Annotated in this window: 10 protein-coding genes; 9 read left to right on the plus strand and 1 reads right to left on the minus strand. The window is 50.2% G+C overall.

The genetic code is table 11. From position 1 onward, the window contains the following. Window positions 1-273 precede the first annotated feature (273 nt). The 8 genes from C6I21_RS01935 to C6I21_RS16295 all read left to right on the plus strand — a co-directional run bounded on the left by C6I21_RS01935 (window position 274) and on the right by C6I21_RS16295 (window position 8308). Complete coding sequence (locus tag C6I21_RS01935; protein WP_105957750.1) at window positions 274-873, plus strand: CNNM metal transporter family protein; 600 nt, start codon at window positions 274-276, stop codon at window positions 871-873. Between the two features lie 9 nt (window positions 874-882). Beyond that, on the plus strand, window positions 883-2772 hold the full coding sequence (dxs, locus tag C6I21_RS01940; RefSeq protein WP_105957751.1) for a 1-deoxy-D-xylulose-5-phosphate synthase: 1890 nt from the start codon (window positions 883-885) through the stop codon (window positions 2770-2772). A 3-nt stretch (window positions 2773-2775) separates the two neighbouring features. Beyond that, on the plus strand, window positions 2776-3594 hold the full coding sequence (locus tag C6I21_RS01945; protein ID WP_105957752.1) for a TlyA family RNA methyltransferase: 819 nt from the start codon (window positions 2776-2778) through the stop codon (window positions 3592-3594). After that, window positions 3587-4036 (plus strand): transcriptional regulator AhrC/ArgR, encoded by a 450-nt coding sequence (gene ahrC / locus C6I21_RS01950; RefSeq protein ID WP_105957753.1) that lies wholly within the window; start codon window positions 3587-3589, stop codon window positions 4034-4036. Before C6I21_RS01945 ends, ahrC begins: the two co-directional genes overlap by 8 nt. 264 nt (window positions 4037-4300) lie before the next feature. Continuing rightward, entirely contained in the window at window positions 4301-6025 is a 1725-nt protein-coding gene (gene recN / locus C6I21_RS01955) for a DNA repair protein RecN (RefSeq protein ID WP_105957754.1), read from the plus strand. Window positions 6026-6125: 100 nt separating this feature from the next. Beyond that, window positions 6126-6902 carry a sporulation transcription factor Spo0A gene (spo0A, locus tag C6I21_RS01960; protein ID WP_105957755.1) on the plus strand — a complete coding sequence of 259 codons (777 nt, stop codon included), beginning with the start codon at window positions 6126-6128 and terminating at the stop codon, window positions 6900-6902. 144 nt (window positions 6903-7046) lie between these two features. Further along, window positions 7047-7424 carry a phage integrase N-terminal SAM-like domain-containing protein gene (locus C6I21_RS01965; protein WP_105957756.1) on the plus strand — a complete coding sequence of 126 codons (378 nt, stop codon included), beginning with the start codon at window positions 7047-7049 and terminating at the stop codon, window positions 7422-7424. Between the two features lie 74 nt (window positions 7425-7498). Then, entirely contained in the window at window positions 7499-8308 is an 810-nt protein-coding gene (locus C6I21_RS16295; RefSeq protein ID WP_181186040.1) for a hypothetical protein, read from the plus strand. A 440-nt stretch (window positions 8309-8748) separates the two neighbouring features. Here the strand turns inward: C6I21_RS16295 and C6I21_RS01975 are convergent, their stop codons facing one another. Continuing rightward, window positions 8749-8988 (minus strand): DUF2627 domain-containing protein, encoded by a 240-nt coding sequence (locus C6I21_RS01975; RefSeq protein WP_105958003.1) that lies wholly within the window; start codon window positions 8986-8988, stop codon window positions 8749-8751. A gap of 90 nt (window positions 8989-9078) precedes the next feature. Here C6I21_RS01975 and C6I21_RS01980 point away from each other — a divergent pair, with 90 nt between their 5' ends. Next, entirely contained in the window at window positions 9079-10986 is a 1908-nt protein-coding gene (locus C6I21_RS01980; RefSeq protein ID WP_105957757.1) for a sigma-54 interaction domain-containing protein, read from the plus strand. The last annotated feature ends 14 nt before the right edge of the window (window positions 10987-11000 follow it).

Genomic DNA, 11000 nt, shown 5'->3' on the forward strand with positions numbered 1-11000 from the left:
GGCTCTGCAAAAGAGGATAGAGTATGATGTGAGCTGCCGGGGAAATCCCCTAGGCTGTTCTGATGGACGCTGAGGATGGATTATAGTGCGTACTGAGTGGCAATCCAGTCCGGTGACCGGAGACGGCGCCGAGACAGGTGTAATCGGGAAACCCCCGCTGCGGCGACGCGGCGGTACCTGTCTGGGAAAACCTACTGGACCTAAGACGCAGCGTTTACGTTTTCAGCGGCCACTCACGATACATAAATCAAGGACAGGAAGCCGGGTCGTCTAATGAATGAATCAATGAAGCAGTCCCTCCGATGGAGCTGGATTATAGCCGTTGTCACTCTTGTGCTGGCGGCTCTTTTTTCTGTCATATCTACAGCGATGCTGAGCGGTGTCTCCTGGGCGGTGGGGATGGTCATTGTGTTTGCCATTGTCCTGACAGGGGTAATATCCGATACAATTGGTGTTGCCGCAACAGCTGCGTCTGAAGCCCCATTTCATGCGATGGCAGCCGACCGGGTCCCGGGGGCCCGTCAGGCTTCCGTTATTACGAGAAATGCAGATAAATTTTCCAATTTTACCAATGACGTGATCGGGGATATTGCCGGTGTCATCAGTGGAACCGCATCCGCCTACGTCGTTCTTCAGCTGACGTTTGCACTCGGCTCCTCCGATGAAAGCACGCTCCAATTTATAATCTCGGTGTTATTTACAAGTGTGGTTGCTGCGACGACTGTCGGTGGAAAAGCAGTCGGCAAAACGATTGCCATCCAGCATTCTACACCGATCATTTTTCATGTGGGTAGATTATTTTATTTATTGGAGGTAAAATTGGGGATAACCATTTTTAAGAGCAAGCGGAAGAAAAAACAAGCTAGAAAGTGAGGGGTCTTCATGGATTTGATGGATATACAGAATCCAGCGTTCCTGAAAGACATGACCGATGAGCAGCTTGACAGCCTGGCTCAGGATATACGGTCTTTTCTAATTGATAAATTGTCGGTAACCGGGGGACATCTCGGGCCGAATCTCGGCGTAGTGGAACTGACTCTTGCACTGCATCAGATTTACGACAGTCCGAAAGACAAATTTCTATTCGACGTTGGACACCAGGCTTACGTTCATAAAATACTGACAGGCCGTGCAGATCAATTTGATACGCTGCGCCAGTTTAAAGGTCTCTGCGGATTCCCGAAACGTTCCGAATCAGAACACGACGCGTGGGAGACCGGTCACAGCTCCACCTCGCTTTCCGGTGCTGCAGGTATGACGCTCGCGCGCGATCTGAAAGGAACCGATGAGCATATCATTCCGATTATTGGTGACGGAGCCCTCACCGGAGGGATGGCGATGGAAGCGCTTAACCACCTTGGCCATGAGCAGCGGGATATTACCATCATTTTAAACGACAATGAAATGTCCATTGCACCGAACGTTGGGGCTATGCATAATATGCTGGGCCGGATGCGCACCGCAGGAAGTTACCAGAAAGCGAAAGATGATCTGGAAATGCTTATCCGCAGAGTTCCTGCTTTCGGCGGCCGCCTGGCAGATGCAGCAGAGCGGGTGAAGGACAGCCTGAAATATCTGCTTGTGAGCGGAATGTTTTTCGAAGAGCTCGGTTTTACGTATCTAGGTCCTGTGGATGGCCACGATCTCTCCGACTTGAAATCCAATATTAACTACGCGAAAAAAACACATGGGCCGGTCCTTATCCACGTTGTAACGAAAAAAGGAAAAGGATATGCGCCTGCTGAGAACGATGCAAAAGGAACGTGGCACGGTCTGGGACCATATAAAATCGAATCCGGGGAAGTCGTTAAAAAGCCCGGCCCTCCCGGATACAGCAGTATTTTCGCAGAAACAATGAAAACGATCGCCCGCAGCGACAAGCGGATGGTAGCTGTTACACCGGCCATGCCGAACGGAAGCGGTCTGGATAAATTCGCGAAAGAGTTTCCAGAGCGGATGTTTGATGTCGGTATCGCTGAGCAGCACGCGACGACGATGTCTGCAGGACTTGCGCTGCAGGGTATGAAGCCGGTACTGGCGATATACTCTACATTCATGCAGCGCGGCTATGATCAGCTTGTCCACGATGTGTGCCGCCAGAATGCGAACGTCGTTTTCGCCATAGACCGGGCGGGGCTTGTTGGTGCAGACGGTGAAACACATCAAGGTGTGTTTGATATTTCCTATATGCGTCATCTGCCGAACATGAAAATACTCAGTCCGAAAGACGAGAATGAATTCCAGCACCTTTTATATACGGCGTTTCAGAACGAAGATGGACCGACAGCTGTCAGATATCCGCGCGGAGCAGGCCTTGGCGTTGAGATGGATGATGAATTGAAAGAGCTCCCGTTTGGAAAGTGGGAAACGCTCCGGGAAGGAAAAGATGTCTCCATCCTTACGTTTGGTACGATGGTTCCGACTGCGCTGGAAGCATGCGATCTGCTGAAAAGCCGTGGTATTGAAGCGGAAGTAGTGAATGCACGTTCCATTAAACCGCTGGATGAAGAGAAGCTGAACCAGCTTGCAGACAGTGGGACGCCGATCGTCACGCTGGAAGAACATGCGCTTCTCGGCGGATTTGGAAGTGCTGTACTGGAATACCTTCACGAGAGCGGGCGCCACAGTGCAGTAGTCGACCGCATGGGAATCCCGGACTGGTATATTGAACACGGAAGCATTCCGAAGCTTCTGGAAGAAATCGGTCTGACTGCAGAAAAAACGGCAGAACGTGCAGCAGCACAGGTGCCGAAAAAACAGAAAAGAGCCTGATGAATGAAAAAAGAACGAATTGATCTGCTGCTTGTCGAGCAGGGTCTCGTAGAATCAAGAGAAAAAGCAAAGCGCTCAATTATGGCAGGACTGGTCCTGGCAGATGGACAGCGGGTGGATAAAGCAGGAATGAAAGTTCCGGTCGATGCAGAGCTTCGTTTAAAAGGTCAGGAAAGTCCTTATGTCGGCCGGGGAGGACTGAAGCTGGAGAGAGCTCTTCAGCTTTTTCCTCTTCAGGTAAAAGATAAAATTGTCCTGGACGTCGGAGCATCCACAGGCGGGTTTACGGACTGTGCTCTTCAGCACGGAGCGTCGCTCGTTTATGCTGTAGATGTCGGCTATAACCAGCTGGCCTGGAAGCTCCGCCGGCATGAGCAGGTTGTGGTGATGGAAAGAACAAATTTCCGCTACGCTGGATTGGAAGATTTTACAGAGGGGCGTCCGCATACTGCGGTCATGGATGTATCGTTTATATCGATACGTCTGATGCTCCCTGTTATCAAATCCATTCTTCCTGCAGAAGGTGAAGTGATGGCGCTGATAAAGCCTCAGTTTGAGGCAGGGCGTGAGGATGTCGGCCGGAAAGGAATCGTCCGGGATCCGGCAGTTCATGAGCGCGTAATTAAAGAGATGATCGCATTTGCAGAATCACTTGGTTATGCACCGAAAGGAATCGCTCCTTCCCCGATCCGGGGCGGAGGAGGAAATCGTGAATTCCTTCTCTATCTGACATGCAGCGGAGAAGGATCCATCACAGCCGGCGATATTGCTGAAGCACTTCATGAGCAGGAGCGCTCAAGTCTGGAGGGAACAGATGAATAAAGGGCAGCGTCATATTAAGATACGGGATATTATCGGTAACAATGATGTCGAAACACAGGATGATCTGGTGGAGCAGCTTCAAAATGCAGGGTTTAATGTGACACAGGCTACCGTAAGCCGGGATATTAAAGAACTACACCTGGTTAAAGTGCCGATGATCGATGGACGTTACAAATACAGCCTTCCTTCCGATCAGCGGTTTAATCCGCTGCAGAAGCTGAAGCGGGCACTGGTGGACAGTTTCATATCTATCGATCATACGTCCAATATGATCGTCATTAAGACACTTCCCGGCAATGCCAATGCGGTAGGGGCACTGATTGACAACCTGGACTGGGAAGAAATTATGGGGACAATCTGCGGCGATGATACGATACTTATTATCTGCCGGTCGGAACACAATCCGGGCGACTTAACAGAGAAATTTCTCGAAATGCTCTAATTGGTTCGTAATAGAGCCACCGGGCATACATAAAAGACTGCAGGAAGGTACTGATACAGTGCCTTCTTTTTTCGGTATCAGACCGCTTCTTTCACTTAGGCATACCACGGATTTTGCATACTCATTATCGACGATTGAATCCGCGTAATTTTGACAGCTGCACATAACACAACTGAACGCACTTGTATCCTGGATTGGGCGTTTGGAAAAAGTATGATATAGTAACCGTATCTATGTTCGCATCCGGAGGAGGAGTCACTTTTCATGCTGATGGAATTATCTATACGCAATTTTGCCATCATCGAAGAATTGTCTGTATCATTTGAAGAAGGTCTGACCGTACTAACCGGGGAAACCGGCGCAGGAAAGTCGATCATCATCGATGCGATAGGGCTGCTGATCGGCGGCCGCGGTTCGGTGGATTTCGTACGTCACGGGAGCAGGCGGGCGGAAATAGAAGGTTTGTTTTCTGTAGACGGTCCGATGTCACCTGAGACCGAAGCGCTGTTTCAAGACCTTGATATACAATTAAATGAGGAAGATACGATCGTCTTGAAAAGAGAAATTACGCATCAGGGAAAAAGTGTCTGCCGGATAAATGGGCGGCTGACAACGCTCGGCATTCTCAGGCAGGCAGGGCAGCAGCTGGTCGACATACACGGACAGCATGAGCACCAGCAGCTGCTGCAGACGGAAAAGCATCAGTTGTTCCTGGACAGGTTTGCTGAAGAAGAGCTGCACGAAGCAAAAGAACAGTACGAAGAACTGTTTCATCTATTTGAAAAAAAGAGGCGCCAGCTGCTTCAGGTCACAGATAATGAGCAGCAGGTTGCTCAGCGGCTCGATCTGATATCCTATCAGTTTGAGGAGATTCAGGCAGCGGGACTCCAGCCTAAAGAAGATGAGTCGCTCGAAGAGGAGCGGCGGCTTCTGGCAAACAGCGAAGGGTTATATAAACATGTCCACGGCGCATATGACACGCTGTATGGAGATGGAAAAGGTCTGGAATGGGTCATGGCTGCGATGAATCAGATCGAAGAAGCGGCAGAACTTGATCCATCTCTGCAGGAAGTGAAGGAGACGATCACGTCAAATTATTATTTATTGGAAGAAACAGCGTTTTCGCTCCGGGATTATTACGAAGCCATTGAATTCGATCCGGACCGGTTAAATGAAATTGAAGCGCGGCTCTCGGAAATCCATCAATTAAAACGAAAATACGGGGAAAGTGTGGAGCAGATTCTGGAATATGCCGCCGGCATTGAAGAGGAGCTTGATACACTGACGAACCGGGAGCAGCGGATGGATCAGTGGCAGAAAGAGCTGGAGGAAGCAGCAGAAGACTTGTATGTGGAAGCGGAAAATATCTCCCGAATACGCCGAAAAGCAGCCGGTTCGCTGAAAGAGGCGATTCAGCAGCAGCTTCAGGATCTTTATATGCCAAATACCATTTTTGAAGTGGATGTCCGTCCACCGGAGAAACCTGATTTCCAGGCTGATACATTAGTGAAAAAGCACCCATTTACAAAAACCGGAATGGATCATGTGGAATTTCTTGTAGCGACTAACCGTGGCGAGCCTTTAAAGTCTCTTGCTAAAATCGCTTCCGGGGGAGAAATTTCCCGGATGATCCTGGCATTGAAGTCGATCCTGGCAGCAAACGAAGGCATTACGTCTCTCATTTTTGATGAAGTAGATACTGGTGTAAGCGGCCGCGTAGCCCAGTCGATCGCAGAAAAAATTCACGGGCTGGCTTCCGGTTCACAGGTGCTTTGCATCACTCACCTTCCGCAGGTAGCGGCTATGGCGGATACGCATTTATTTATTTCGAAAGAAGAAAAAAAAGAACGGACGATTACGCAGGTCAATCCACTTCCGGCTGAAAAGCAGACGGAGGAAATAGCGAGAATGATATCCGGTGTGGAAATGACCGAACTTACACTGGAGCATGCACGCGAGCTGATTCAGCAGGCAGCTGCGAAAAAATAATCCTTTCCAGAGCGCCTTCCATGCCGGGGAATGGGTGTGCTATACTAAATTATGTTAACGTAATCTGTGGGAGTCAGCAGAGGTTAGGGGGAAGCTGTAATTGGCAACTATTACTGTTTGTGTAGCAGATGATAACCGTGAACTGGTGCAGCTGCTTGAAGAATATATGAATGAAGAATCCGATATAGAAGTAATCGGCAAAGCCTATAACGGGCAGGAGTGTCTGGATTTAATGGCGGAAACGTCACCGGATGTTCTGCTTCTTGATATAATCATGCCGCACCTTGACGGACTTGCGGTGCTGGAAAAACTGGATGAAGAGGACAGACCCAACATCATCATGCTTACTGCATTTGGGCAGGAAGATGTGACAAAGAAAGCCGTCGATCTCGGCGCTTCCTATTACGTATTAAAACCTTTTGATATGGATATGCTCGTGAATAAAATCCGGGACGTGGCGAAAAAAGAGCCGGCTTTTCCAGAAAAGAAGGCCCGCACCCGTGAGATGAAAGAAGAAAATATGCCGATGCATCTAGATGCAAGCATAACGAGCATCATTCATGAGATCGGCGTCCCGGCACACATTAAAGGATATATGTACCTCCGCGAAGCCATTACACTCGTCTACCATGACATTGACCTTCTCGGTTCTGTGACGAAAGTATTGTACCCGGATATTGCGAAAAAATTCAGTACGACACCCAGCCGCGTAGAACGGGCGATCCGTCATGCGATTGAAGTTGCCTGGAGCAGAGGGAACATCGAATCGATTTCTAAAATGTTCGGCTATACAGTAAATGCATCCAAATCGAAACCGACCAATTCCGAATTTATTGCGATGGTCGCCGATAAGCTCCGGGTGGAGCACCGGAGGTAAAGCAGAAGCTGCCCGTAGAATAATCGAATAATCTAACGGAACAGGTTACGCAGCCGTGTACGATAAACACGTATTCGCTGCCGTATTGCCTAAGTCCGTTCGCCCTCTTTTTGTCGGAACATTCGACGGAAAGGGGGTTTTTTGTTGTATCTAACGGAATTTCAGCGCCATATCGACGACTACATGCTGTACTGTCACGCAAAAGGGCTGCGGCCCAAGACGATGCACTCGTATGAGCAGACCATGCGGCTGTTTGCGCAGTGGTGTGAGGCGGAGCAAAACGTCAGCAAGCCCAGCGCTGTCACGCCGGAATTGATTCGCGAATATATGAAGTACCTGCAGGAGCGCGGCAAGTATACGGTCGTGGCCGACAAACAGAGCGAATTTTGGAACTATCCGGACAACCGGCCGGAGAGGAAGCAGCGAAAGCCTCGACGACATGCGGGCCGAATTGGCTTCGCTTATGGACGGCGATGGCGACGAGTAACGAAGCAGCGGCGGCTGGCCGGCCGCCCTTTTTAAGTTTCACGTAATAAGTAACGCGTTATTTACAGATAATTCCGGATGCGGTAGACTAAACGTAGGGGGTCGATTATATGGACGTAATTAACGCAATACAGACGGTACTAACGCTAGTTATACTCGCAGCCGGAGTTGGGCTGTTGGTCGGGATGTGGCGCATTATACGCAAGCAGGGTAAAGGCGTGTTGCTTGCGAGTGTGGGCGCTATGGCGGCCGCATTTGTGGCGTTTATGTTTACGGTGGAGCCAACGCCGCCGGAAGAGTTAGCCGCGCAGGAAGCCGCTGAGCAGGCCGAACGTGAGGCGCAAGAAGCGGAAGAACAGGCGCAAGCAGAGGAGGAAGCGGCCGAAGAAGCCGAAGCCGAGGCGCAGGCGGAACAAGATCGGCAAGAAGCGGAAACTGAGCGTGAGGCAGCGGAAGCGGAAGCCGAAGCTGAAGAAAATACGCAAGCTGAACGCGAAGCAGCGGCGGAAGAAGTCGAGGAAAATGCGGCGCAAGAAGAATCGGCCGAAGCGCCAGCCGACGAAGGGCCGGAAACCGTCGAGGAAATACTCGACTATTTTGCGGGTCCTGACGCCACGACGGAGGTCGACGTAAGTCCGCACGGCAGCAACCCGTCCGGCGACGACCTTAACGTACACGCGACGGTATTTCCCGCGGAAGAACCGGACAAGCGCGAGATGCTGGCGAAATTCCGGACGATTGCCACGCAGATATTTGCGCAACATGCCGACGTGCTGGAGGTATTCGTGCAGTTTGAAATGCCGGAAACTGGTACGCAGGCCGTGCGCGTGTCGGTCATGCGTGATGATGCCGCCGATATGACGGTCGACAACCTCGAAGATATTGCGAGCTTTTACGTGATCCACCCGACATTTGAATAGCAACGCAGCAAGCCCCGCCGGTGATTCGTCGCCAGCGGGGCGTTTTTTGTGCTTATACGTCCATGCTGTGGACATAAACTTTATTGCGCCGCCACGTATAGTACGGTTCATGTGCGCAGAATGGACGCTTGTAAATCATCGCCAGATACAGTATAATTTTCGGTAATCAGGTGCGCTAGCTGTGCCGATAAAAGCCGATAAATAGAGGTTGATTACGTCGATTATTCTACCGTATAGGTGCAAAAAGCCCGCCGGGGCAAAGGCCAATTCCGAATTTATTGCGATGGTCGCCGATAAGCTCCGGGTGGAGCACCGGAGGTAAAGCAGAAGCTGCCCGGATAACCTGAAAAGGTATCCGGGCAGCTTTTTAACGTTACGGCCGGAGAAGTTCCTGCAGTGGGGGTGTACTGCGCCCCCGGACAGAATGCAGGTCCCGCCAGTCAATTGGAACGCTGGAATTTTGGCGCAACTTTGTTATTTTTCCGGTCACGGTGCAGAATAAAGCCGCCGATAAACCAGACACCGACTGCGAGGGCGGCCATTCCTGCCAGAAACTGCAGGTAAGGACTCGGAAACGGCGGATTTACAATAGAAAACAGGGTGTCCCGCATTAATTTTATTCCATATCCTGCAGTGAAAATTGGTATTAATAGAACTATCAGTGCGAGGAATCGTTGTATCGTCATGCAATCATTCTCCTTTTCGGTCACTCTCGTACTTATTGTATAAGATCTGTTTAAGAAAGTCGAGCCGGAGAAAGCAGGTGTATTATGGAGAAAAAACCACTGATCAGCATACCGAGAGAAACGTGGGAATCATTTATAGGAGAAGACATTTTTACAGATCGGGAGCAGTCTTTTATAACATCGGCGGATACAGCTGACGTAAAGTTCCGGGCATCCGCGGCTGATGATACATGCGGCAGAGAGGCGGCATCGATGATCGTCCGTCAGGCAGCGCGCTGCCTGGAGCTCGGGGAAGAAAATGAACGCCTTGCAGGTGTAATCGAAGCGACGCGGGACGGAATGATTGCTGTAGATGCAGAAGGAAGGGTAACACTTTTAAATGCGCGGGCAAGGGAAATGACCGGATTAAAAGCATCAGAGTGTCTCGGCGCGCCAATTGAAAAAGTGATGCCGACAAGCCGCCTGCCGAGGGTACTTGAAACCGGGAAAGCAGAATATCACCAGCGGCAGGAATTATCAAAAACACGAACGATTATTACAACACGTGTTCCATTAATGGAAAAAGGGAGGCTGATAGGAGCACTCGGTGTATTTCAGGATATTACGGAACTTGAAGAGCTTGCAGAAGAAGTGACCAGCCTAAAAAGTATCCGTAAAATGCTGGAGGCGATTATATACTCTTCAGAAGAAGCGATTTCCGTCGTAGATGAAAATGGACGCGGTCTGATGATTAATCCTGCCTATACCCGGCTGACGGGATTAAAAGAGGAAGATGTGCTCGGGAAGCCAGCGGCTGTGGATATATCTGAAGGAGAAAGCATACATATGAAAGTGCTGCGCGAAGCAGAACCTGTCCGCGGAGCGAGAATGAGAGTCGGTCCGGCGAAAAAGGAAGTACTGGTAAATGTAGCTCCGGTGATCGTGGATGGAGAAGTCAAGGGAAGTGTCGGTGTCATTCATGATATCTCCAACTTGGAATATCTGGCGTCGGAGCTCGAAATAGCCAGGAGTATCATCCGCAAATTGGAAGCTGCCTATGAGTTTACAGACATCATAGGGAGCTCTCCGCAGATGGCGATGGCAAAAGATCAGGCAAAAGTGGCTGCGAGAACACCGGCGACGATCCTGCTCCGGGGTGAATCCGGTACAGGTAAGGAATTATTCGCCCATGCGATTCACAATGAAAGCAGCCGCCGGTTCCGTCCCTTTATTCGGGTTAACTGTGCTGCTCTTCCGGAACAGCTCCTTGAGAGTGAACTGTTCGGCTACGAAGAAGGTGCATTTTCCGGTGCCCGCAGGGGAGGGAAAAAAGGACTGTTTGAAGAAGCAGACGGAGGCAGTATTTTTTTAGATGAAATTGGGGAAATGAGCAGCAGTGTGCAGGCAAAGCTTCTCAGAGTACTGCAGGAACGTGAAATCGTCCGTGTGGGCGGAAGTAGACCGGTGCCCGTGGATGTCCGTATCATTGCAGCAACCAATGCCCCGGTAGAAGGAAATATTGAAGCAGGGTCCTTCCGCGCTGATTTGTTTTACCGATTGAACCGAATGCCGATTTTTATTCCTTCCCTTCGAGAAAGACCCGAGGATATTCAACCGCTGTCGGATCATTTGATTAAAAAACTGAATCAGGAATACGGGCGGGTCATAAACGGGCTGACGAAAGAAGCGCTGGCCGCACTGGAAGAGTACGCCTGGCCCGGGAACGTAAGGGAATTGGAAAATGTCATCAGCCGGGCGATGATTCATCTTCCGCCTGCAGCAAAGAACATCACGTTTGAGGTGCTGCACCTCGACCGGGAAGACGTGCCCGGTCCTGTCATCATACCGGCTTCAGGTGGAGACAGCCTTGCCGAAATTGTAGAAGAAGCAGAAAAACATGCCCTTTATACAGCTCTGCGGGACAATAACGGCAATAAGACACAAACAGCAAAGCAGCTGGAGATCAGTATTCGCAGTCTGTATTATAAGCTGGAAAAATACGGGATACATTGATTTTCTGCAAAATA

Source organism: Alkalicoccus urumqiensis (assembly GCF_002993335.1).
Taxonomy (GTDB): Bacteria; Bacillota; Bacilli; order Bacillales; family Salisediminibacteriaceae; genus Alkalicoccus; species Alkalicoccus urumqiensis.